Origin of the sequence: Candidatus Vicinibacter proximus (assembly GCA_016713905.1) — a bacterium.
GTDB classification, from domain to species: Bacteria; Bacteroidota; Bacteroidia; order Chitinophagales; family Saprospiraceae; genus Vicinibacter; species Vicinibacter proximus.
Window position 1 is genome coordinate 1,892,257 of the sequence record JADJOE010000003.1, and the last position, 25,703, is coordinate 1,917,959.

Annotated in this window: 13 protein-coding genes and 4 pseudogenes; 16 read left to right on the forward strand and 1 reads right to left on the reverse strand. The window is 37.2% G+C overall.

The window, feature by feature from the left end:
* Positions 1–222: 222 nt before the first annotated feature.
* Positions 223–438, forward strand: coding sequence for a ferrous iron transport protein A (locus tag IPJ83_16095; protein ID MBK7882058.1), 216 nt, complete (start codon positions 223–225; stop codon positions 436–438).
* Positions 425–2,524: a ferrous iron transport protein B gene (gene feoB, locus IPJ83_16100; protein MBK7882059.1), complete on the forward strand. Its 2,100-nt coding sequence runs from the start codon at positions 425–427 to the stop codon at positions 2,522–2,524. Before IPJ83_16095 ends, feoB begins: the two co-directional genes overlap by 14 nt.
* Positions 2,525–2,530: 6 nt before the next feature.
* Here the strand turns inward: feoB and IPJ83_16105 are convergent, their stop codons facing one another.
* The gene (locus IPJ83_16105; GenBank protein ID MBK7882060.1) at positions 2,531–2,953 is read right to left on the reverse strand and encodes a hypothetical protein; all 423 of its coding nucleotides are present in this window, start codon (positions 2,951–2,953) and stop codon (positions 2,531–2,533) included.
* Positions 2,954–3,064: 111 nt separating this feature from the next.
* Between IPJ83_16105 and mnmE the strand changes: the two genes are divergently transcribed.
* The 14 genes and pseudogenes from mnmE (at position 3,065) to IPJ83_16175 (ending at position 25,698) form a co-directional block, all read left to right on the forward strand.
* A complete protein-coding gene (gene mnmE, locus IPJ83_16110) occupies positions 3,065–4,426 on the forward strand; it encodes a tRNA uridine-5-carboxymethylaminomethyl(34) synthesis GTPase MnmE (GenBank protein MBK7882061.1) in 1,362 nt (453 codons plus the stop codon).
* Between the two features lie 218 nt (positions 4,427–4,644).
* The gene (locus IPJ83_16115; GenBank protein ID MBK7882062.1) at positions 4,645–5,043 is read left to right on the forward strand and encodes a helix-turn-helix domain-containing protein; all 399 of its coding nucleotides are present in this window, start codon (positions 4,645–4,647) and stop codon (positions 5,041–5,043) included.
* Positions 5,044–5,050: 7 nt separating this feature from the next.
* A pseudogene (locus tag IPJ83_16120) lies at positions 5,051–6,156 on the forward strand (site-specific integrase).
* Positions 6,156–7,187, forward strand: a complete 1,032-nt coding sequence (locus tag IPJ83_16125; protein ID MBK7882063.1) for a hypothetical protein — start codon at positions 6,156–6,158, stop codon at positions 7,185–7,187. The pseudogene IPJ83_16120 and the gene IPJ83_16125 overlap by 1 nt, the downstream one beginning before the upstream one ends.
* Before the next feature lie 453 nt (positions 7,188–7,640).
* Positions 7,641–9,884: a DUF3987 domain-containing protein gene (locus IPJ83_16130; protein ID MBK7882064.1), complete on the forward strand. Its 2,244-nt coding sequence runs from the start codon at positions 7,641–7,643 to the stop codon at positions 9,882–9,884.
* A 163-nt stretch (positions 9,885–10,047) separates the two neighbouring features.
* On the forward strand, positions 10,048–10,350 hold the full coding sequence (locus IPJ83_16135) for a helix-turn-helix transcriptional regulator (protein ID MBK7882065.1): 303 nt from the start codon (positions 10,048–10,050) through the stop codon (positions 10,348–10,350).
* Positions 10,347–11,084 (forward strand): hypothetical protein, encoded by a 738-nt coding sequence (locus IPJ83_16140; protein MBK7882066.1) that lies wholly within the window; start codon positions 10,347–10,349, stop codon positions 11,082–11,084. Before IPJ83_16135 ends, IPJ83_16140 begins: the two co-directional genes overlap by 4 nt.
* On the forward strand, positions 11,074–11,619 hold the full coding sequence (locus IPJ83_16145) for a DUF1788 domain-containing protein (protein MBK7882067.1): 546 nt from the start codon (positions 11,074–11,076) through the stop codon (positions 11,617–11,619). Before IPJ83_16140 ends, IPJ83_16145 begins: the two co-directional genes overlap by 11 nt.
* Positions 11,620–11,628: 9 nt before the next feature.
* Positions 11,629–15,064, forward strand: a pseudogene (brxC, locus tag IPJ83_16150) (BREX system P-loop protein BrxC).
* Positions 15,064–18,303, forward strand: coding sequence for a type II restriction endonuclease subunit M (locus IPJ83_16155; protein ID MBK7882068.1), 3,240 nt, complete (start codon positions 15,064–15,066; stop codon positions 18,301–18,303). Before brxC ends, IPJ83_16155 begins: the two are co-directional and overlap by 1 nt.
* 2 nt (positions 18,304–18,305) lie before the next feature.
* Positions 18,306–20,639, forward strand: coding sequence for a BREX-1 system phosphatase PglZ type B (gene pglZ, locus IPJ83_16160; protein ID MBK7882069.1), 2,334 nt, complete (start codon positions 18,306–18,308; stop codon positions 20,637–20,639).
* 1 nt (position 20,640) lies between these two features.
* Positions 20,641–22,689, forward strand: a pseudogene (gene brxL / locus IPJ83_16165) (BREX system Lon protease-like protein BrxL).
* Positions 22,690–22,705: 16 nt separating this feature from the next.
* Positions 22,706–23,610, forward strand: a pseudogene (locus IPJ83_16170) (hypothetical protein).
* Positions 23,611–23,628: 18 nt separating this feature from the next.
* Entirely contained in the window at positions 23,629–25,698 is a 2,070-nt protein-coding gene (locus tag IPJ83_16175; GenBank protein ID MBK7882070.1) for a hypothetical protein, read from the forward strand.
* The last annotated feature ends 5 nt before the right edge of the window (positions 25,699–25,703 follow it).

Here is a 25,703-nt window from a genome sequence, read left to right on the forward strand (position 1 = left end):
GACAGAGTTCAGAAGGATTTAATTCAAAATCCAGGAGAGAAAGTAGATTGAAAAAGGCCTGACGAATTTCAAATTCGCCAGGCTTTTTCGTTAAAAGACAACAAACCAATAATTTAAACATATCACATTATTTGCATATAAAATTTGTTTGGATTCCAACGGAAGGTATTCGGGCTTGCGCTTTTGATTGATTACTTTTGCCTTTCCAAATTTGAATTTAGCGTGCAGAGAGTGATACATTCGATTTTACATGAAGCTCTGGCCTTAAGGCTCCTGACACTGGGCATCTATCCCGGTAAAAAAATCGAATTGATTCGCCAGGCGCCTTTCAGGGGTGCGTGTTATGTACAGGTAGATGACTCTGTGTATGTGCTAAGAAAGGAAGAATGGGATGCTATTGTATTTCAGGAAATCAACCCTAAAGATGGCATCTCCTAAAATTGCATTTGTCGGCAATCCCAATTGTGGAAAATCCAGTTTGTTCAATTTGCTCACTGGATTGAATCAAAAGGTTGGAAATTTTCCGGGTGTAACGGTGGATGGTAAAAATGCACATTACAAAAGTGCGATCGGACATAGCCTCGAACTCATTGATCTTCCGGGCGCTTATAGTCTTTATCCGATCTCGATGGACGAATCCATCCTTTCCAGGGCATTGATTTACACATCCGATCCAAATCATCCGGATGCCGTGATTTATGTAGCAGACATCCGTTTTTTGGACAAGCAACTGATGTTGCTGACCCAGGTGCTGGACCTTGGATTACCTGTTTTAATTTGTCTGACCAACACAGATCTTTATCCAACTCCCATGGCCGATGCCTGGGTTCGCTTATTGGAAGAAAAGACACGTTGTACAGTGATTCCCATCAGCAACCGTACAAAACAAAATATTGAATTGGTCCGCGCGCAGGTAGATTCCTATGCGCAAAATCCCATCTACGGAAATAAAGCAGATTCGTTTTACAAGTTGGATCAGGAATCCATATCCATGCTGCCAATTCTGGAAACCAATAAAAGCGAGAAAGACAATTATGTGACCTATCTGAAATCCCACCCATCTTTAAATGGTGATCAAAAAACACCCTTGTTTACCGTTTCAGAATCCATACAACGCCAGATACAAGAGACCCTGAGTCGTTACCGATTAATCGAAGAATGGAATAGCCGGATCCAACAAGCTAACACCGACCAAACGGGTAGCTCCAAAACCCGCATCAGCTTCACCAAAAAAATAGATGCTGTGCTGACCCATCCCTGGTGGGGCATGTTCATTTTTTTGGCGGTGGTCTTTCTGATGTTTCAAATGATTTTCAGTTTTGCCAGTTTTCCGATGGATGCCATTGATTATACATTTGCGTTAATGGCAGACCAGCTGGATCAATTCTTACCTGAAGCCTGGTGGTCTGATTTGTTGATTCAGGGCATCTTACCGGGACTTGCGGGCGTGCTGGTTTTTATTCCACAGATAGCGTTGCTTTTTATGGTTTTGTCCTTGCTGGAAGAAGTGGGATATATGGCCAGAGTGGTTTACCTGCTCGATCATATTCTGGTAAAATTCGGACTGAACGGCAGATCCGTTATGGGATTGATCTCCGGAGGCGCCTGTGCGATTCCCGCCATCATGTCGACCCGCAGCATCAGCAACCCGCGAGAACGGCTCATGACTTCATTTGTCATTCCGTTGATTCCTTGTTCGGCGAGGATTCCTGTGTATGCTGCATTGATTGGATTTATCGTACCCACACAATATTATTTCGGGATCCTGAATCTTCAGGGACTCGTCTTTATGGGTTTGTATTTTATTGGGATAGGCATGGCGCTGATCACTGCGTGGATCATTCATAAATTCAGCAGGCGAGAAGAAAAAAGTATTCTTGCCATGCCGCTGCCGACTTATCAGTGGCCACAATTGACACAGGTAGTCCTGGTGGTGCTGGACAAGATAAAGAGTTTTGTGATAGAAGCAGGAAAAGTGATTTTCATGATCTCCATCGTACTGTGGTTTCTGGCAAGTTTTTCCTTTCCCGGCGAACAAGAAAGGACAAGATCAGAAGCCAGTGCGGAAGCCTTGAAATTAAATATGTCGGCAGATGAAACAGATCATTATGTGGCAGCACAGATGTTGGAACATTCCTTTGCCGGCAAGATTGGAAAAAGTATTGAACCCGTTATAGCCCCGCTTGGATTTGACTGGAAGATAGGGATAGCACTGATTACTTCATTTGCTGCGAGGGAAGTATTTGTAGGGACCATGAGTACCATCTACAGTTTGGGGCCGGACTCAGATGTCAGCACCCTCAGAGATAAAATGGCCCTGGAAAAAGCACCGGACGGCTCTAAGTTTTACAGTCCGAAAAGATCCCTTTCGCTGGTGTTGTTTTATGCTTTTGCCATGCAATGCATGAGCACATTGGCAGTAATGAAACGGGAAACAGGCAAGTGGAAGTGGGCGCTGATTCAATTCTTTTACATGGGGGCGCTGGCCTACCTCAGCAGTCTGCTGGTATTCCAATTTTTATAGACCTTCTTAAAACGAGGGCTCTACTTTGTAGACAATGTATTTAGTCTCCCCGATGAAGAAAATTTTTACATATTTTTCCTTGTAAAACAAGGTCACTTTTTGCCCACTTTCAGAGGCTTTTCGGACCTGATCAGCAACATAGCCATCACTTACCGAAAATATCCAAACGTTGTCCACCGGACGATTGGTACCCGTGGCGCCACCAAAGAAACCAAAATTCAATTCCCCCTCAAAGGTTTTAAACACATATCCCTTGCGGCTTATCTTGGTCACGTAACCCGTCCTTGAACCATCGCTGTAATTGGCCAAGAGGATGAAGGCAATAAACGCAATAAACATTACAAGGGCGAAGATCATCAGCCTCCTGAACCATTTTACTGTGGTTTTTCCCGCTTGTTTCAAATTTTCTTTTACACTCAGTTCGTCCATAATGCAAAGCTAGTTAGAAATAATAATTGGTTTTGAATCGATTTGCACCTTAATCAACATAGATTTGTGTAACAAAATTCCATTTTGGATTATAATAATTCTAATACCACCATTGCAGCCATCGCCACACCGGAAGGGGTCGGCGCTGTCGGACTGATCCGGCTTTCAGGACCGGAAGCAATTAACATTGCAGACCGGATTTTTAAAGGAAAGAAATTATCCCAACAGAAAAGTCATTCTGCTCATCTGGGAAAGATCCTTGACGAACAATCAAACACGCTGGATGAAGTGCTGGCGACCGTGTTTGTGGGTCCCCATTCCTATACCGGGGAACATGTGGTGGAGTTTTCCTGTCATGGATCTTCCTATCTGCTCAAAGAGATACTGGAACTCCTCCTGCGTCAGGGTGCCGTAATGGCCAAGCCGGGAGAATTCACCCAGCGGGCATTTCTTAATGGCAAGCTGGATCTTTCTCAGGCCGAGGCTGTGGCAGATCTGATCGCTTCAGAATCACAAGCGGCGCATCGTCTTGCCATGAGTCAATTGAAAGGCGGCATAAAAAACGAAATCGGAGAACTCAGATCGCAGCTTTTAAATTTTGCCAGTCTGATCGAATTGGAGCTGGATTTTGCCGAAGAGGATGTGGAGTTTGCAGACCGAACTCAATTCAAAAAATTGTTGCATGCTGCATTGGATAAAATAGATACGCTGAACCAAAGTTTTGTGTTGGGCAATGCTGTAAAAAATGGGATCAGCACCGTTATTGCCGGCAGGCCAAACGCAGGTAAATCTACTTTGCTCAATGCCTTACTCGAAGAAGAACGTGCAATCGTCTCAGACATCGCCGGAACAACCAGAGATACCATTGAAGAAAAAATGAACATCAACGGAGTGCTCTTTCGTTTTATAGACACTGCAGGGATCAGAGAAGCACAAGATCAAATTGAAGCGATGGGTGTGCAACGCACCATGGTAAAGATCGATGAATCCACTGTGTTGATTTATGTCTTTGATGTGGTCAAAACTTCCAAAGAAGAGATGTGGCAGGAAGTACACAGCCTCCTTCGTCCTGATCAAAAATTACTTGTTGTAGCGAATAAAATGGATCTGAATCCCTACATCGATTATGAACATTTTATCCATAACGAAATACACAAAGAAAACATCATCGCCTGTTCAGCAAAAAATCTGATGAACATTCCATATCTGAAAGAAAAACTTTATGAACTTGCGATCGGGGATCAAAAAATTCAAAACAACAGCATTGCCATCAATGCCCGGCATCGCCAGGCTCTTGAAGCTGCAGCAATAAATTTGAAAGAAGTACTCGCCGGCCTCGACAGCCATCTGGAAACAGACTTGCTGGCGCAATCTATCCGACAAGCACTATACCACCTTGCAGAGATCAGCGGGCAGATATCCAATGATGAGATCCTTGGAAATATTTTTGGGAAGTTTTGTATCGGAAAGTAATTTACTTTCTTTTGTTTGTTAAGTGCCTGTTTTTGTTGAGTTTCAGTACACTTTTCTTTCTCTTTTTTGTTGCCCAACTCTACTTTTTTACTTATATTTGTTGCCCAGTTGTTGCCCAATTGGCTATTTTGTTGCCCACATATCAGTTTGATGGAAGTCAGGCGAAATAATGCACCAAGTAGCACCACCCAGCAACATACTGCAACAAGTAGCAACAAATGAGTAGTACAATTAAACTTCCTAAATTCTGTAATCATTGTGGTAAGGCTTTCATAGCCCAAAAGACCACAACGAAGTATTGTGGCCATAAATGCAACAGTGCAGCCTACAAGAAAACCAAACGAGAAGAAAAAGTAAACGCAGAATTTAAGAACCAACAAAGCAAAATTGTTTCCGCTTCTCCAGTAGTTGCTACTGAAACCCTATCCAACCCGATAGCAGGTAATCACACTAATTTAAGAGAGAAAGAATTTTTAAGCATACTGGAAGTTGCTACCCTTTTGGGTGCAAGCAGATGGACCATTCAACGGATGATAAAAAGTAATCGTTTGCCGGTGGCAAAGCTGGGCAGTCGTACCATCATCAAAAGGGCTTCAATTGATAATTTATTTAACTGATAAGAAAATGAAAGTAACATTAAGACAACGGCTCAAAGGCGATAAAATAAGCCTTTATTTAGAGTACTACTCCAATGGCAAACGCCAATATGAGTATTTGAATTTGTACCTAACACCCGACCCCGAAAAAGGGAAGCTCACCAATGCAGTAAAAGAAGAAAATAAAAAGATACTGGCATTGGCTGAAACCATCCGCAGTAAAAGGCATTTGGAGATACAAAACAGCACTTATGATTTCCACGATAAGGAGAAGCTAAAAACTTACTTCATTATGTATATGGAGGCATTGGCTGAAAAGAGAAAAGACAGCAAAGGGAATTATGGCAATTGGGATAGTACCATAAAGCACTTGAAAAGTATTGCCCAAGAGATATACAATTCAATCAAATCAATAAAGCCTTTGTTGATGGCTTCAGGGATTACCTATTGAAAGAAGCCAGTACCAAAACCAAAAAGGCAATTTCAACCAATACCAAATACAGTTACTTCAATAAGTTCAGAGCAGCACTCAAACAAGCTGTGAGGGATGGCATACTAAAAACCAACCCTGCCGAAATGGTAGATGGCTTGCCACAAGGCGAACCAGTAAGAGAGTTTTTAACCCTTGATGAATTAAAGACCTTAGCCAAAACCGAATGTAAAAACGAGTTGATGAAAAAGGCTTTTATTTTTGCTTGTCTTACAGGCTTGCGTTTTAGCGATATTCAGAAATTGAAATGGAGTGAAATGCAACAATCCACCGAGTTAGGGCATTACATCCGTTTCGTACAGCAAAAAACAAAAGGATCTGAAACATTGCCCATATCTGATGAAGCCTATAATTTATTAGGAGAAAAAGGAAAGCCAGCCGACCCGGTATTTCCTGATTTGATTTACTCCGATAGTCGCAATGCTGATTTGTACAGATGGATGATAAAGGCAGGTATTGAAAAGCACATCACTTTCCACTGTGCAAGGCACACATACGCCACGTTGCAGCTTACTTTGGGTACTGATATTTTCACAGTATCAAAGTTGCTTGGACACAGGCATTTAAAAACAACACAGATTTATGCTAATGTAATTGATGAAAAGAAAACAGTAGCAGCTAACAAAATAAATATTGGCTTATAATGGAAATAAAAATATTGAATAGCATTTTGTTCAAAGAACTTATGCCCTGGACTTTTGATGCCAAAGGCACAAAAGCCATCAACGAGAAAATAAAAAAGGTAGGCAGCAAAGAACCCACCACAGAAGCCGAGTTGGTGCAACAGCTTCAAATATTGTTGGCTGATTATTCCGACCTCTCCAAATGGCTTACAAAGCAAAATACAAAGGGTACAAGCACTTTGAAAAACCATTGCTACGCAATAGATTTTCCAGCTTACAGCGATGCAGTAAGCAAGTTTTATAATGCCGTTATCAGCCTTGAAACACTTCGTGTTTACAATGCTTTTAATACCAAAATGCAGAAGTACAGCAAAAAGGTGGATATAGTGTACCACACCACCATTGCATTAAAGAACATCAAAGCACTTACAGTAAACACAGTTAAGGAGATTAAGGAAAGAGGATTTGAGGAAGCACCTACCGAGCAAAGCTCGTTACCTCATTTTGTATTGCAGTTATTAAGGCAACACCTCACTATTTTATTTTTTGATATACAGGAGTTGAGCAAAGCCAGTATTGACAGCCCCACCAGTATTGAAGATTTTTATTTGTTGGATTTGAATTTACCAAAGGCACAGATAAACGAGTTAGTGAAAGTTGAAATTGAAACAGAGAAAACCGAGAAGCCAACAACCAAAGAGAAACTATCATTTGGCTTTAAAGGAACGGAAGCAAAACTGAAATCAGTAATAACATTGCTAAACAATCAAGTTGAGTTCTTGAATGAGAGTAAATGTAGTACCGAGGATTTGGTAACGATACTCACATCAAAAGCACTTACTACCAAAATGCACAAAGTGTATTTCGGTTGCGAAACAGTGCAGCTTAGATACATCATTGATAAACTTAGTGCCAGCTTCAATAATCTAACACCATCAGCACTTGAAAAATCAGGTTTGTTTTATACAAAAACCAATAAGCCATTAAAGGCTCAAAACTTGTATTCAAATAAAATTGACAACCTAAAAATCAACCAACCATTGACAATATAATCAACCAAATGAAATAAAAAATAGTGAGATTAGGGAGTTATCTCAATGAGATATAACACTCTAATCCTTTGCCCCTGCTGCATTGTAGAGTTTTGTTCCATCAATTTTAAAAATATAAAAAGATGGCAACAGAAAATTTAATTCTCGACAAGCTCACAGAAATTGCAAACAAATTAGATGAGCAAAACTTACTGCAAAAAACAGTATTAAACTTCAATGAGGCTTGCACATTCCTTGATGTAAGCCCCTCACATTTGTACAAACTCACAAGTACAAAGAGTATTCCCCATTTCTGTCCCCAGGAAAGAAACTCTATTTCAAGCGTTCCGAGTTAGACGAATGGTTGCAGCGTAACCGTCAATCATCAACCGATGAAATTGATGCTATGGCTACCGAGTACATACTCAAGAATAAACGCAAATAGAATTTTTTAACCGATAAGAAAGAAAAGAAATGGCATCAAGTACCATATTTAAAAACTTTACTATCCCGGTAGAAAAAAAATCTCTACTGCTGATAGGTAAAGACATTATTTCCGACAAGTACAAAACGGAAGTAGAAGAAATCCGCAATCTTATTGCACAAGGCAATAAGGCAGAAGCCGACAACAAAAAGAAACAGTTATTAGCTTTTACGCCTTCGGCTGTATTCAGCGAAAAAAGGCAAATGCCTTTTCTTGAAATGTACAGTGGCTTTGTGCATTTAGATTTTGACAAACTCACACTGGAGCAATTGCAAACTGCGTTTGCAATCATTAGCAAAATCTCCTACACATCACTTTGCTTCATCAGTCCAAGTGGCAACGGCTTAAAAGTATTTGTTGAGGTAAGCACCGAACTGGAACACCACGACATTGCTTATTTGCAAGTGCAGAAGTATTATGAAGATGCCACAGGACTAAAGGCAGACCCAAGCTGCAAAGATGTTACAAGGCTTTGTTTTATGAGCCACGACCCCAACGCTTACAGGACCATCCAAAACGAGAAATTCATTGTGGCTTTGCCCCAATTCATTCAAGAACAACAATCGCAAACGCCTACGGCTATTGCTCCAGTTGTTCCAATAGAAAAGGCAGAACCCGAAGACCTCAACATTACATTTTTATTCAATCAACAAATTCAATTCACAAACCAAAAAGCATCATACACCGATGGAAACAGAAATAATTTTATTTATCTGCTTGCTTCTAATTGCAACAGAGTTGGTTTATCGCAATCCGATACTGAAATACTATGTACACAGCATTTTGATTTATCTGAAAGAGAAATTAAGACTGCCGTAAATAGTGCCTATTCACACCACACCCAAGAACACAAAAAGTTTGAACCCAAGCAAAAGGCAACGGATCAAGAGGAAACACAGCCCGAAGAACAAATGCCTACTTTGCCCGATGCAGTGTTTGACACAATACCAGAGTTTTTAAAACACATTACACAAGTAGCCACCACCAAAGAAGAAAGGGATATTTTATTGTTAGGTTCATTGGTTACGTTAAGTGTGGCATTTCCTAAACTCATTGGTAAGTATGGCGACAATCCAGTAAATACAAACCTGTTCATTTTCATTTCTGCCAAAGCATCAGCAGGGAAAGGCATTTTAATTCATTGCCGAAAATTAGTTGAACCCATACACTTAGCATTGAGAAACCAAGCCAAGATAATGAAGCAACAGTTTGAGGTGGATATGCAAGAGTACAACGCAAACAAGGGTAAAGATGCCAACACCGAAAAGCCACAGAAACCACCTCAAAAAATGTTGTTCATTCCTGCCAATAACAGTGCAACAGGCTTTTTAGAAATATTGGGCGATAGCGATAAAAGAGGGCTAATTTTTGAAACAGAGGGCGATACCCTTGCCAAAGCATTTAAAAGCGATTACGGAGACTTTAGCGATGGTTTTCGCAATGCTTTTCAACACGAACCTATCTCATATTATCGCAGAACAGACAAGGAATATGTAGAAATTGACAGACCTTGTTTATCAGCTTTACTTTCAGGTACTCCCAAGCAAATTACAACCCTCATTCCAAATGCTGAAAATGGTTTGTTCAGCCGTTTTATGTTCTATGTAATGAATATGAAATTGATTTGGAAAGATGTGTTTGCCTCCAAAACTGAAAACGGTTTAGATGTGCATTTTGAAAAGCTGGGCAATGAGTTTTTCAGTTTGTACCAAACTTTACAAGCCAACCCCGATGTACACTTTTCTTTGACCCCATCACAGCAATTGCAGTTCAATCAATTCTTTGAGAAAATGCAAACCCTGTATGTCAATATCCAAGAAGAAGAGATTATCAGTTCAGTAAGGCGTTTGGGCTTAATTGCCTTCCGTATAATGATGATTTTTTCAGCACTCCGCATTATGGAAGATGGAGAAATTACCACAAGCCTTTATTGTAACGATACCGACTTTCAAAACACATTGGATATGATTACCATACTGGTAAAGCATAGCAGTTATGTGTATTCTCAAATAGCCCAGGAAACCTATAAGCCAAAACCTAAGCACAAGAAAGAGCAGTTTTTAGAAAACCTGCCTTACCATTTCAACCGCCAAACCTATGTAGCTACAGCACTAAGTTTGGGCATTACCGACAAGTCAGCACAACGCTACATCAAGGAGTTTAAAGATGCTGATATTATCCAGTACGATGGTCACGACCAGTACACCAACCCCAACGCCAAAAATCCTCAATAGTTCCTATTTGAGGATTTAAGGATATGAGGAAGCGGTAATCTGCCTTTCCTCAAATCCTCATTTCCCCACTTTCTCAAACCTTTTTGAAGTACTACTTTTTTTAGTAACTCTTTGCTTTTGTTTTCTTATATTTGCCAATATTTGTCAAGACAATATTATTATAATGGCAACACAGTTTGGTGAACGAATAAGAGAACTAAGAACGAAGCAAAATATGTTGCTGCGGCAACTTGCTTCTCTGTTAGATGTGGACACTTCTATTATTAGCAAAGTAGAACGTGGCGATAGGCAATTAAAGAAAGAGCAAATCCCATTATTAGCCCAAATACTCAAAGCTGATGTAGAAGAACTGCAAACCCTTTGGCTTGCCGACCAAATTTATGCTGTGGTAAAAGATGAGAAATTTGCCAATGAAGCTATGCAAGTTGCAGACAAAAAAATAAACTTAAAGAAGAAGAAAAAATAGTGAAGAAAATAAAACCTATAACAGTCCACACAGCAAGAACTATTATGTTCATGGAATTAGAGAAAGTTATGAATTTCTCAATTCAGAATGATAATTATATTGAATCCATGAATAACAATGTTTTTGGCAAAAAATCGCAAGACGGAATAAAGAAGACTAGCGGCTTTTTGTTGCAACTTTATAAATTCGATTTGTCTTCAAATAAATTTAAAGCGTTTAAATATTTTTGGTCAAATGCTGATGAAAGCGAAAAAGCTGTACTTGCAATTGTATTTGCAAGTACAAATGACTACTTGTTAAAAGAAAGTATTTCTGCAATCTCACAAAAAAAAATAGGTGAAAAAGTTGATATAGAAAGTATAGAAGAGAACATTGAAAAATATCATCCTAATCGTTTTACTAAAAACACACTTCGTTCCGTTGCACAAAATATTGCAAGCTCTTGGAAACAGGCAGGTTTCATAACAGGTAAAATTAAAAATATCAGAAGCGAGCCTTTAATTACATACAGAATTGTATCTTTTGCTATGCTGTTGGCTTATTTGGATGGTCTAAGAGGTGACTTTATTTTAAACGCTAATACATTACTTGCTTTATGTTCAAACGAAAGCAAAATAAGAGAGCTATCAATTGAAGCCTCAAAAAGAGATTTAATGCAATACCAATATGCTGGAAACATTACTTCTATTTCTTTCGATTACTTACTAACTAAAATTGAAATTGATGCAATCTAAAATAGACCAATTAATAAGTGCTTATGAATCTGTGGTTAATGAACCATGGGCATCATCACTATCTGGCCAAGAACGAATTTGGTTCTTGGTTTATGACCCATTAGAACAGCGTAAAGTTGACCTTAGAATTGGTGACTTTGAAACAACTACTATCAAAGCACAAAAAAGATGGATTAGTATTTCCCTAAAAAGCTGTTTTCCGCTTTGGATGTCAAAGCATGATTACAAGGAAGAATATTTCAATGATCCTGATAGTTTGGTAGACCAGCTTGAAGCAGAATTTAAGCAGTTTGCTATTGATTTTTTAATTGCCGAGTTTGAAAAGCATGGTACGGACGATAATACATTAATTGCCGTTAGGGATATTTCATCTTTGTTTGGATTCAATCGTATGTCTGATGTCCTTTCCGGTTGTTCAAATTCTTTCAAGGGTAGAATGCTTCTGTTCTTTCCTGGTGAATACGATAAAAATCAATACAGGCTTTTAGATGCAAGAGACGGATGGAATTATTTAGCAAGACCAATTACAGCATAATAAATTAATATGAAAAATAAAGAACTTTTTACCCTAAATCCAGACGAGAATAACCTCGTAAATGATGGTGTTGTAGAAATCAATACAGCAAAAGACGATAAAGGTCTTACTATTATTAGGCACGAGCTTAAAACATTTGTATGCGAGGGTGAATATCAAAAAGGTATTTATCGCATTTTTAGATACATTCTAAAACATATTGATGAACCAAGGCAGCCAGCAGTTTGGGTTAGTGGTTTTTTTGGTAGTGGTAAATCCCATTTGGTAAAAATGTTGGGCTATCTATGGGAAGATTTTAAGTTTCCTAATGGAGACTCTGCAAAAAAAATAAAAGCATTACCGCAGGATGTAAACGATTTATTTATTGAATTAGAACGTAAGCAAAACATTTATGGCAAACTTTCTATTTCTGGTACTTTAAAAGATTTTCCATCTGCCGATATTCGTTACTCTTTCCTTCAGTTATTTTTAAATGAATTAGGATTGCCTCAGCAATACCACCATTTCAAATTTATCTATTGGACCAAGCAAGAGGGTATTTATGACCAGTTAAAAACAATTGTTGAGGCTCAAGGAAAAGACTTCAAAAAAGAATACGAAAATCTATTTGTTTCTTCAACTATTGCAAAAGCTATTTTGGATTTAAAACCAGGCTTTGCAGAAAATGAAGCAAAGGTCAAAGAGAATTTTAAAGCCAACTTCAAACGTATTGAGAGCATTAACAGGGAACAATTAATTGATACCATCAAAACAGAAATATTACCATTATTCTATGGCGATAAAATTCCACTTACTTTAATTGTACTTGATGAAGTACAACAGTTCATTGGTTCTGAGGGAAACAAGAGTATTGATGTTCAAAATTTAGCTCAGGATTTATGCAGCAATTTTGACTCTAAATTTTTACTCATTGGTACTGGTCAAAATTCACTTTCTGAAACAAGTCTTTTGCAGCGTTTGCAAGACCGCTTCACAGTTAAAGTTTCACTTTTCTGATGCCGATGTTGAAACAGTAACCCGTAAAACTGTTTTAGAAAAAAACCTACTGCCATAAGTTTAATTGATAAAAAACTAGAGGCTTCATTAGGAGAAATTTCAAGAAATCTTTCAGGTACAGATTATGGATATGTTACAAGTGATAAAACAACCCTTGTAGCTGATTATCCAATGTTGCCTTCTACACGTAAGTTTTGGAAAAAGGTTCTGCAAGTAATTGATACAGCTGGCACATCAGGACAGCTTAGAAGTCAGTTAAGGATTGTAGATGAAAGTTTAAAAAAGGTTGCCGACAAAGATTTAGGTTTTGTTGTTCCAGCCGATTTGATTTTTGAGCAAAAACAATCGCAGTTATTACAAAATGCCTTGTTGCTTAACGAAACAAATAATTTAATTGTTGGGCGTAAATCGCAAGGTGGTGACAGTGCATTAGAAGGTAGAATTTTAAGTGTTGTATTTTTGATTGACCAACTTCCCAAAGACACATCAGGCAAAAGATTAAAGTCCGATGAAAATACAATTGCAGAGTTATTATTGGATAACCTAAATGAAGCTTCCGATAAATTTAGAACCAAAATAAAAGAACTCACAGCAAAACTTGCAGAAGAGAAAATACTAATGCCAGTTGGCGATGAATATAAACTTCAAACAAAAGTAGGTCAAGAGTGGGAACAAGAATACACCATTCAAGCACAAAAACTAGGTGGATCAGGCGATGATTTAATTCAAGGTTTACGCAAAGAAAAAATCATTAAATTTTTTAAAGAAAAAACCAACACAATCAATGTAACACAAGGGCTCTCCAAACTAAATCGTGAATTTGATTTGTGGGATAAAACCACCATGCCAAGCACCGAACACAAATTAAATTTATGGATTAGAGATGGTTGGTACGAAAACGAAAGCACTGTTGTTGACGAAATAAGAGCAGCCGGTAGTGATTCGCCTTTGGCTTATGTATTTGTGAAAAAATTCAGAGACCCGGAATTACGCTTAGAAATTATAAAATTTCTTGCGGCTGGCTTTACACTTGATGCCATGGGCTTGCCTTCTTCACCCGAAGCAGAACAAGCTAAAAAAAGCATGGAAACACGAAGAGGACTTGCGAAAATTGCTATTGAAGATATTGTTGAACGAATTTGCAAAGAATCCGCAGTTATTTTAGCAGGTGGTAACATCATTCAAAAAGGTAATATTCGTGAAAATATAGAAGAAGCTTTAAGTGGTATTGCCGATAGACAATTTCCTGAATTTAAAAGTAAAGCAGATTTTGCAAATTGGGGCCAGGCACTTACAAAAGCCATTGCTACCAATCCTGATGCATTAAACTCAATTGGTTATAGTGGCGATGTGGTAGCCCATCCTGTTTCAGCCGAAATTCTACGTTTCATTGGCAACTCAAGCAATCAAGGAAAAGAAATTAGAAATATTTTCATGAAATCGCCTTATGGTTGGAGTCAAGATGCTATCGACACCATCTTAATTATGCTAAAAAACACCCAGCATATTTCTTGCGATGAACCTTCGCTTATTGTAGCAAAAATAAACAATGCTACCTTTAAAAAAGAAGTACACATACTAGCAGCAAGAGATAAAATTGCTATCAAAAGTTTGTTTCAAAAAAGCAGGTATTTCCTGTCCTTCCAACCAAGAGTTGTTTCCATTTTCAAATACCTATTTAGAAAAATTAAAACAACTGGCTGCCAATATTAGTGGCGATGCACCAAAGCCCGAACCCATCAATATAGATTTATTAAAGGAAATTGAGAACAAACAAGGAAACGAAAGATTACTCGAAATTCTTGAACAGCAAAGCACCCTGCAAAACTATTATGACGATTGGTTGGCAAAAAGACAAGTTAGTAACATCAAGGCTACCCTTTGGCACTTATTAAGTGAACTTTCTGCCCAAGCCCCAGACCATGCTGATTTTGAACCATTAAAAATAGAAATTCAAGCAATTAAAGACAATCGTTTGTTGTTGCAGCAGCCCGATTTAATTCAGCCCAAATTAGATGAAATAGCAGAAAAGCTAAAGGCTCGTTTAAATCAGTCGAAAGAAAAATTCATTGCATTGTACGATGCAAAAATGAAAATACTGCAAGCCGATGAATATTTTGGGAAGTTAACCCCAGAGCAAAAACATAGCATTTTATTAAAACATCAGTTGCTCACAAAAACAGAAATTAAAGCTTTGGATGCCAATTCGCTATTACTCGAATTGCAGAAATCACCACTCTACAATTGGGATACAAAAATTGCAGCTCTGTCAAGTCAGTTTCAAGCAGCAAGAGAAGAGGCCATTAAACTTTTAGCACCACAGGCAACTACTTTCAGTTTACCAAAAGTTACTATTACCAATCAAGCAGATATTGATAATTACATTACCGACTTGAAAACAGAATTAGAAGAATTACTTAAAAAATCTAGCTCTATAATTTTAAAATAATGGCAGTACTAACCCCACAGCAACGAAATACGCTAGAAACAGCGGTTAAGCAAGCCCGTAAATTTGCCGAGGTGGGTGCTTTTAATGCACTAAAGGCTATGGCGGTAAACAATCCTGAGCCTTTTTCGCACATGGCTGCCGAACAGCGTTCGCTAAGGAATAACCTGCGTAGCAAAGCCCGCTTATTAGGCGATGAATTACCTGCAAGTGGTGCTCAAAGAATTGATAATTTATCATACGAATTAGCTTATGAAACTTGGCACAAAATGTTGTTTGCAAAGTTTTTAGAAGCCAATAATTTGTTAATTCATACAGCTTCTGGTGTAGCTGTTACTATGGAAGATTGCGAAGAACTGGCAAGCGATGAAAATTTTATAGATAAATGGGATGCTGCTGCCAATTATGCTTCTAAAATGTTACCTGCTATTTTTAGAACAGACGACCCCTTAATGCAAGTAAACTTTGCAACAGACGAAAGCATAAAACTAGAAGCTATTATTGATGCCTTAGAAACTGAAATATTTACTGCCGATGATGCCTTAGGTTGGGTTTACCAGTTTTGGCAAAGCGAAGCAAAAGCAGTAATAAATGCCAGTGGTGATAAGATTGATGGAGCTAAACTTCCAGCTGTTACTCAATTATTTACCGAGCCTTATATGGTTCATTTTTTAATTGACAATACATTAGGTGCTTGGTGGGTAAACAGAAATCCTGGGGTCAAACCTCCAGTAAAATTTGAATATCTCCGCTTACTAGAAGATGGTACACCTGCTGCCGGAAACTTTGAAGGATGGCCTAATAAAACAGCCGAAATAACTTCTTTAGACCCCTGCATGGGTTCTGGTCATTTTGTGGCATCCCTATTTCCTGTCTTTGCTGCTTTAAGAATGTACGAAGAAGGTTTAAGCAAAGAAGATGCTACCGATAAAGTAATAACTGAAAACTTACATGGCTTAGAACTAGATGCAAGATGTACCCAAATTGCCGCATTTAATTTGGCATTAACCGCTTGGAAGTTTTGCGGACATTACAAAGAATTGCCCGAAATGAATTTGGCTTGCAGTGGCATTGCCCCAAAAGGAAAAGTTGAGGATTGGGTAAAGTTGGTAGGCAAAGTAAACCCTGATGAAAAAGGCAGAATGGAAAACGGAATGAGAATGTTATATGAACATTTTCAGTTAGCACCAGAATTAGGAAGCTTACTAGACCCTACTACAATAAAAGCTGATGTTTTTACTGCAAGCTTTAATGACTTGCAACCTGTACTTAAAAAAGCTCTAGAAAACGAAGCAGATACAGAACAGTTGGAAAGAGGTGTGATGGCCGCAGGGATAGCAAAAGCGGGTCAGCTACTTGCTAATACTTATACTCTAGTAATTACCAATGTTCCTTATTTGGGCAGAAAACTAATGAACGATTTTATGCTTGAATATACCGAAAAATATTTCAGTGAATCGAAACAGGATCTTGCAACCGTTTTTATAGAACGTATCAAAAGTCTTTTAAACAGAAATTATACAATTGCTGTTGTTTCGCCACATAATTGGTTTACTATTAAAACTTATTTGAATTTTAGAAAACTATTTATTAGTAACTTCAAAATCAATTTTACTACACATTTAGGTGCTGGTGCTTTCAGTCAAATAACAGGGGAAGTTGTAAATGTGATTCTATTAATTGGGTCAAAAAATTCAAAACCAAACAACGATAATCTATTCGGCTCAATTGACGTAAGTAAATCACTTTCTTTAAATGAAAAAAAAGATGGGTTGAAGGGTGAAACTACAATGTTGTTACAAGATAATTTAAAAAACAATCCAGATTGCAGAATAATTCTAGAGCTATTAGGTAATAGCCCATTGTTATCTAAAAAAGCGGACTCAATACAAGGTCTTGTCACAGGTGACAATTTTTACCTCAGCAGAAATTTTTGGGAAGTTAAGTTAAACTCATTTGATAAAACCTGGAAATTAGTTCAGAGTGCTAATTCAAATCACAAAATTTTTGATGGTTTTGACAGAATAATAAATTATCAGAATAAGGGCAAACTGTTAGCAAGAAACCAAGGTTTAAAAGCATGGGGTAAATCAGGAATTTCAATTAATGTTACCAGCAAACTTTTTAGCTCATTATATTTTGGAGCAGCTTTTACTTCTGATATTGCAATAATTCAACCTAAAAATGCAAATGATATTTTGGCAATTTTTGAATATTGTGCTAATGAGTCTTTCTATAATGAAGTAAGAAAAATTGATAAAAAGTTGGGGGTTACAAACGCTACCTTAGTTAAAGTTCCTTTTGATTTAGAACACTGGCAAAAAGTAGCAGCCGAAAAATATCCAAATGGTCTTCCAAAACCATACAGCGATGACCCAACACAATGGTTGTTTCATGGGCATCCCATAAAAACAGACAATCCTTTACAAGTTGCTATTGCTAGGTTACTTGGCTATCGTTGGCCAGCTGAAAGTGACACAGAAATGGAACTAGCAGACGAAGCCAAAACATTAATTGAAGCAGTAAAAGCATTCGACCCTTTAAGTGATGATGACGGTATTTTTTGTATTCCATCTGTAAATGCAGAACAAGCAGGTGCTGACAGGGTAAGAACATTTTTACAATCAGTATTTACTGGAGAATGGAACAACAATACCATTGCCGATTTATTAGACAAAGAGGGAGCAACTGCATCTAACCTTGAAGATTATTTACGCAAAGAGTTTTTTATTCAGCATTGTAAAGTTTTCCAAAACCGTCCATTTATTTGGCACATTTGGGATGGCCGTAACGATGGTTTTTCGGCATTGGTAAACTACCATAAGCTAGATAAAGAAAACCTTTCAAAACTAATTTATACCTACTTAGGCGATTGGATTCGTATGTGCGAAGCCAAAAAACGCAACGAAGAAAGCGGAGCAGAAGGTTTATTAAGTGCAGCACTAAAATTAAAAGATAAACTGGAAGCTATTCTTCATGGAGAAGCACCTTACGATATTTTTGTTCGTTGGAAATCTTTAGCAGAGCAGCCCATTGGTTGGGAACCCGATTTAAACGATGGAGTACGCTTAAATATTAGACCATTTATAGAAGCAGATGTACTTCGCAAAAAGCCAAACATTAAATGGGGTATAGATAGAGGTAAAAATCCACCAAACAGCCATTGGGGCGAAATACGTGACAATGATTTACATAAAACCATAGCAGAAAAAAGAGCTGCAAGAGAAAATATTAAGAAATAAAAATGGCAAATAGTATTTACGATAAAGTAAGGCAAGCATTAAAGCAGGCAGAAAACCACAACAGTAATTTGATGGTTAAGCCCGAAGTAATTCTTTGGCCCGACCCAGAAAATCAATTCACAGATGTGATTGAAATACTGCAAAATGAAATGCCACAATTGCTTTTATACGGTAGTTATGAGCCTGCAAAAAAACAAGGTCCATCCATTTGGTTAAAATGTATGGTGGCCAAAATGCTACCCGAAGCAAATTGGGCAGATGGTGTTATTCCAATTATTTATTTACCAGGTGTAGCAAAAAGCGATTTACGCAATGTAGAAGAAGCTGGCTTAGATTTTCAACCATTAATAGAATATCAATACACTGGTGTTTTATTTATGCAAGAAAATGGGCGTGAGTGGTCAATATTAGCATTTGTAGAAAACCCGCTTAATGGCTTAGGGATAAAGGTTGCAAAAGACACCGCAACCAAAGAGTCACTAAAAAAATCACTCCCATCAATTTTTCAAGACACCGAAATTTTAAAAGGCAAAACACAATTAGATGCCGCTTTTTTAAACAACCTTTTGTTCCCCGATTTAATTCCTAATTTGCTTAAATGGATGTGCAAAGGAGACAGTTTTTTGCAACAAATGGAAAAAGGAAGAAGCGAAGTATTTAAAAATTTATGCAAAAACCAATACGATTTTGAACCCGACTACAAAGACATAAAAGCTACTTCTGAAAAACTTGGGGCACAGCGTGGCAATTGGAAATATGTTTGGCAATTGTACGCCAATGCACCAAAAAAATACCCCGAAATAGAAGCACTACTTCGATTATCAAAACCAACAGACTTAGGCAGTGGCATGTTTGCTTATCCCGAAGAAAGTTGGCCTCAAGTAAACGAAACAGCCGAAGAAACACTCCTTGCTGAATTGGTAAAACTAGCTTCACTTCAACCCAAAGAAGCAACAAGTAAATTAATAGCACTGCACGAAACAAACAAAAAACGTCTAACTTGGGTATGGCACGAATTAGGTAAATCGCAACTTGCCCATTCCTTGCAGTTTTTAGTGCAAATGGCAAAAATTTGTACCGAAGCATTCCCCTCATCATCAATTGAAGAACTAAAAAAATACTATACATCAGAGGGCTTGCAGGCAGATCAATACATGAGAAAGGCTTTTGCAGCTGTAAAAAGCGATAAAGATAAAAAAGCAATTAGGGCCATTATTCAATTGGTTTATCAACCTTGGCTTGAAATAGTAACCAATCAATTTCAATCGTTAGTAAAAACAGATGCCACCATATTTTCAAATCAAAAGGCAGCAGAGGAAACTGAAAAATATGTATTGTTTGTTGATGCTTTTAGATACGAATTAGCACAAGAGTTCTATGAACGATTAATAAAATTAAAGTATCAAGTTACTCTCAAAAGCAATTGGTCTGCAATTCCATCACTAACTCCAACGGCAAAACCAAATGTTTCTCCAATTGCAATTTCCGTATCGGAAACAAGCAATATAGAAGAATTTAGACCTCAACTAGCAAATGGTAAAGATTTGCAAACAGCAGCTTTTCGAGAGCAATTAGTAACCAATGGTTTTAAGCTCATTACAAAACCAAATGATATTGATGCTAAAGGTAAATCATGGCAAGAGATTGGTGATATTGATACCAAAGGCCATGAAGAACAAGCAGACATGGTAAAACGTGTAGAAGAATTGTTTGAACAAATTCAAGAAGCTTTAGATGTTGCTTTTGAAAAGGGTGTAAAGCGTATAAAAATTGTTACAGACCACGGTTGGTTATTAATGCCAGGTGGTTTACCTAAAACACAATTAAATGCAGGTTTGGCAGAAACCCGTTGGGGTCGTTGTGCTTTAATTAAAGATGGTGCAACAACCGACCTATTGCATCTACCTTGGCGTTGGAATCCAAATATTTTTATTGCCTATGCACCCGGCATTAACTTCTTCAAAATAAATGAAGAATATGCACACGGTGGTATTTCTATTCATGAATGTTTAGTTCCGGAATTGATAATTGAAAATCCAAATGTTGATGATATAGATGCAGATATTAAAACGGTGAAATGGGTAAATCTAAAATGTTCCATCCAAACAAATGATGTGCCTGATGGATATAAAATTGATATAAGAACAAAATACAATGATGCATCAACTAGCGTAATTGACCGTTCAAATAGAGATAAAAAAATTATTGGCAATTCAGTAACGCTTTTAATTGATGATGCCTTTGAATACCAATCTGCAACCATAGTTCTTATGGACGAAAACGAGAGAATATTAAACAAAAAAGCCAACAACCATTGGGGGTTAAAAATAATATAATATGGAATTAGATAAAATTGACCAAATTTCAGCAAAAAGCTTTCGAAGGCTTTATTGTGCGAAAAGATTTACTAGAGAAATTTTCGCAAAACCTACCCAGTTCAACTTATGTAATAGAGTTTTTACTTGGGCGTTATTGTTCTACTACCGATGAAAAGGAAATTCAAGAAGGACTTGAAATTGTAAAAAAAGGCAATTACAAGACAGAACAGTTCGTACATGTGAAGAAGAATATTTTAAATCTAAAGCCAGAGAAAAGGGTTCTATCAAATTAATTGATATAATTACTGCAAAGCTAGATACTGCAACTGATAGTTATGTAGCAATTTTGCCTAGCTTACAACTCAACAAAGTTCGTATTTCATCCGAATTAGTTAGTGCAAACGATAGAATGTTAACAGGTGGCTTTTATGCTGAAATAGAATTGGAATATGATGCAGTAATTGCCCAAGAAAACTCAGGAAGACCTTTTGGTGTAGTGAGCCTTAGACCCATTCAGTTATCACAAAGAAATGTTTTAGAAGTACTTTATAAAGGGAGAGAAAATTATACGCTTGAAGAATGGAAAGATTTCTTAATTCGTTCCATTGGTATGGAACCTAGTACCCTAACAGAAAAAGCAAAAAATGTTTTGTTTGTTAGAATGATTCCATTTGTTGAAAGAAATTACAACATTGTAGAATTAGGTCCAAGAGGCACAGGAAAGTCCCATTTATATCAGCAAATATCTCCATACTCACATCTAGTTTCTGGTGGCAAAGCAACAGTAGCTAAAATGTTTGTAAACATGGGTAATGGCGAACGTGGTTTAGTATGCAAATATGATGTTGTTTGTTTCGATGAAGTTTCAGGAATTTCATTTGACCAAAAAGATGGCGTAAACATTATGAAAGGCTACATGGAGAGTGGCGAATTTAGCAGAGGTAAAGAGCCTATAAGAGCTGATGGTGGCATTGCAATGGTAGGTAATTTTGATGTAGATGTAGAACATCAACAAAGAGTAAGTCATTTATTTGGCCCAATGCCAAAGGAAATGAGAGACGATACCGCATTCATGGATCGTATTCATGCTTTTGTTCCTGGTTGGGATTTTCCTAAATTAAATAAAACCTACTTCACTGAACATTTTGGAATGGTAAGTGATTTTCTTGCAGAATGCTGGACAAGACTAAGAGATATAAACCGAGTTTCAACAGTACTTCCAAGGGTAGATTATGGTGGTGCATTAAGTGGTAGAGATACAACAGCAGTAAATAAAACATTAAATGGTCTGCTAAAATTAATGCAACCAAATCCAGAAGCACCAATTTCAGATGAACTTTTAGAATGGGCAATAAAAATTTCATTAGAATATCGCAGACGAGTAAAAGAGCAACAGAAACGTGTTGGTTCAGCCGAGTTCAGAAACACTCACTTTAGTTATAGAATTGGTGAAGATGGTATTGAAACTTTTGTTACCACACCCGAAATACACAGTGAAAACACAATTAGTGAAGACCCATTGCCACGGGGGCAAATATGGGCACTAAATGCAGGTGGTCAAGAAGAAACAACAGGGCTGTATAAAATAGAAATCAATTCAAACCCAGGTTCTGGAGTTAAAATTCTCAATAGGCCAACTCCACCACAATTTCAAGAAAGTGTTCGTTTTGCAGAACAAAACATATATAGCAAAGCAAAAGAATTACTTGGCGACAGAGACCCAAGGTCAACAGAATTTTCATTGCAATTAAGAGCCTTTGATGCTTCTAAAAGTGGCAACGGAATGGGCATGGCAGTATTAATGGCTATGTGCAGTTCCATTCTTGAAAAAAGCACAAAAGGCGGTTTAGTTATAGTTGGTCAACTAAACTTAGGTGGTTCATTAGATATGGTTTATAATGCTGTAAATCTTGCCGAAATATCAGTTGAGAAAGGTGCAACAACTTTGCTAATACCCTTAAATGCCAGAAAGCAACTAAATGAGCTTTCAGATGAAATGATTACCAAAATCAACATTCAATATTATACAGATTTAAAGGATTGTTTGATTAAAACATTAATGGATTAATTAATAACAGAATAAAATGGCACTATACATAAACCAAACAGGCAAACTAAAAGAGGTAAAAGAAAAGCCCTTCAAACTGGAAAAGGATATTCAAAAAGTCTTTGAGGCAAACTTGTATGCCATTATGGGTTTGGAATTGGTAAAGAGTGAGTTTACCATTAAAAACAAGCGTATAGATACGTTGGCTTATGATGCACAGGCTTGTGCCTTTATCATTATCGAATACAAGAGAGATAAAAATATCAGTGTAGTTGACCAGGGCTTTACTTACCTAAGCCTAATGCTTGAAAATAAAGCAGATTTCATTGTGAGTATAACGAAAGTTTAAAACGCAATCTTAAAAGAGAAGATGTAGACTGGAGTCAAACAAGGGTAGCATTTGTTTCACCGAGCTTTACAGAAAACCAAATACAGGCAACAAACTTTAAAGACATTGCTATTGAATTATGGGAAGTAAAGCAGTTCGAGAATGACACCCTTGCCATCAACCCAATTAAAAAGTCTGTTGCAGCTGAAAGCATAAAGCCCATCACTCAGCAAACCCAATCACTAAAGAATATAACTGCCGAAATCAAAGTATATACAGAACAAGATCATATTGAAAAAGCCTCTGACCTCACAGCAGAGTTGTACGAAAAATTCAAAGCAGCTATCCTCAATCTTACTGATGGAATTGAAGTAAAGCCTCAAAAGTTTTACATCGCTTTCAAGAAAGGAAAAAACGTAACAGACATTGCAATCTTAAAAAAATCACTAAAGCTTTTCATAAATGTTAAAGCTGGACTGTTAGACGACCCCAAGAAATTAGCACAAGATGTTTCCAATATTGGGCATTGGGGAAATGGTGATTATCAAATTCAAGTGGAAGACGATAAAGACCTTGAGTATATAATGAGTTTAGTAAAGCAAGCAATACAATAATGACATAAAACTTTTTTGATGCAAGAGATTCAATTAAATATCATCCCATTTTCACCAACTGTTACAAAGTTGGAAGTAGGTTTATTCAAAGAAAAAACTGAAGGCTACGCCTCTTTGCATAAAGGCGAATATCCAAAAGAATTGTGGGAGCAATATGAAAGTGAGTTAAAAGAAATTAGTCACCTGTACTGCAACTTTTCTACTACAGAAAATGCTGATTATACAACCACAGTAGATATAAAGAAGAACAGCAATTTTGGTTTGCATTACTTCCGTTTTCTTATCTATAATTATTTGCAAGACAAAGTAGATGTCTTGTTTCCAAATTTTGTAAATGATGTAGAAGTATGGCAACACGATAAAAACAAAAGCACCACAAAATTTAATCTATACAACAAATTCACCCTTAAAGTGCAGTATGCAAGGGTATCTAATACATTTGAATTAGTAGTGTCTTACGATGGCACAGCAAAGCTGTACGCCAAATCAATGCAAGACATTGGCAACATAGACACCGATAAAATTACTTGGGTAAACAGCAATGGCAAATTATTCCGTTGGATAAAGATGCCACCGGAAGAAAAGCAAGATTTAGATAAAATATTTCCACTGCTCAATAACCCACTAAAAAAAGAGTTTGAAATACCATTCGATAAACCTGATTTCAGCAACCGCTATCCAAAGTATTTAGGATTTATAAATGCTTTCTACAATACTGTATTAAATACCAAAGGCTTTAAAAACATTATACCATTAAGCAAAGATGGTTTTTGGAAAGTGAATGAAGACCAAACTTTTAGAACCAAACACAATTCTAACGAATTGTTATTTGGCAAAAACACACTTTCCATCAATCCATTGGCAGGTATGAAAAATGGTCCGTATAAAAAATCACCGCACAATAATGTTAAATTCTTTTTCATTTACCATCCCGAAGACAAAGCCATAGCAGTTGCAAATATTTACCGCTATTTCAACAAAGGCTTTTTCAAAAAGAATGATGAAGGCCAAGAATACAGAGCATTTCCAGACATCTACACTTACATCAAACAACCTCTTCTATTAGATATTGCAAGCAATATTGAAATACAAGACAAAACAAATATTGTTGCTGAGGTTGATGCAGCCATAAAGAATACAGTAAGAACACCCAATACGCAATATGTGGCCATTTACATTAGCCCAATTGCCAAAACAGAAGAAAACACCGACCTGCTAAATGTGTACTATAAGGTAAAAGAAATCCTCATAAAACACGACATCAGCTCACAGGTTATCTTCAATCAAAACTTAGCAAGAGAAGATTTTAATTTATACTTACCCAATATTGAAATTGCATTGTTGGCAAAGCTGGGCGGTGTTCCCTGGCGTTTAAATTGTTCAACAGTCAATGAGTTGATAGTTGGAGTTGGTGCATTTTACAGCCACAGCAATAAAACTAAATACGTGGGTTCGGCTTTCTGTTTTAATAACGAAGGCATATTTGAAGGCTTTGACTGTTTCGGTGCAGATGAAACGTTGATGTTGGCAGGAAGCATTCGTAATGCTGTTACTACTTATGTGGAGCAAAAGAAAGATGCAAAAAGGCTAATCATTCACTTCTACAAGAAAATGTCCGAGCAGGAATTAGAACCAATCTTGGATGTGCTGCATCATTTAGAATTGGACATTCCTGTAATAGTAGTTTCAATCAACAAAACAGAAAGCAAGGAGTTATTGGCATTTGATATTAAAGACCCTAAAAACTTAATGCCATTAAGCGGCACTATTTTGCAAATAGGAAAAAGAGATTATCTCCTGTGCAACAACACACGTTATGCAGCAAATAGTCCAGTAAGAAATAAAGAATATCATTTCCCAATCAAACTGCACATATCAAGTACCCACCCGGAAGAGTTTGATGACATTGCTGTAGTAAAAGATTTGATGGATCAAGTGTATCAGTTCAGCCGTATGTATTGGAAAAGCATCAGCCAACAAAGTTTACCAGTTACAACCCTCTATCCCGAAATGGTAGCAGAAATGTATCCCCACTTTGAGAACGAACACTTATCCGATTTTGGTAAAAATAATTTGTGGTTTCTATAAAATAA

Excerpts from the sequence above, each read along its gene's own strand:
- feoB (MBK7882059.1), top strand. The coding sequence starts at position 425 with ATGGCATCTCCTAAAATTGCATTTGTCGGCAATCCCAATTGTGGAAAA.
- IPJ83_16105 (MBK7882060.1), bottom strand. The coding sequence starts at position 2,953 with ATGGACGAACTGAGTGTAAAAGAAAATTTGAAACAAGCGGGAAAAACC.
- IPJ83_16115 (MBK7882062.1), top strand. The coding sequence starts at position 4,645 with ATGAGTAGTACAATTAAACTTCCTAAATTCTGTAATCATTGTGGTAAG.
- IPJ83_16125 (MBK7882063.1), top strand. The coding sequence starts at position 6,156 with ATGGAAATAAAAATATTGAATAGCATTTTGTTCAAAGAACTTATGCCC.
- IPJ83_16130 (MBK7882064.1), top strand. The coding sequence starts at position 7,641 with ATGGCATCAAGTACCATATTTAAAAACTTTACTATCCCGGTAGAAAAA.
- IPJ83_16135 (MBK7882065.1), top strand. The coding sequence starts at position 10,048 with ATGGCAACACAGTTTGGTGAACGAATAAGAGAACTAAGAACGAAGCAA.
- IPJ83_16145 (MBK7882067.1), top strand. The coding sequence starts at position 11,074 with ATGCAATCTAAAATAGACCAATTAATAAGTGCTTATGAATCTGTGGTT.
- IPJ83_16155 (MBK7882068.1), top strand. The coding sequence starts at position 15,064 with ATGGCAGTACTAACCCCACAGCAACGAAATACGCTAGAAACAGCGGTT.
- pglZ (MBK7882069.1), top strand. The coding sequence starts at position 18,306 with ATGGCAAATAGTATTTACGATAAAGTAAGGCAAGCATTAAAGCAGGCA.
- IPJ83_16175 (MBK7882070.1), top strand. The coding sequence starts at position 23,629 with ATGCAAGAGATTCAATTAAATATCATCCCATTTTCACCAACTGTTACA.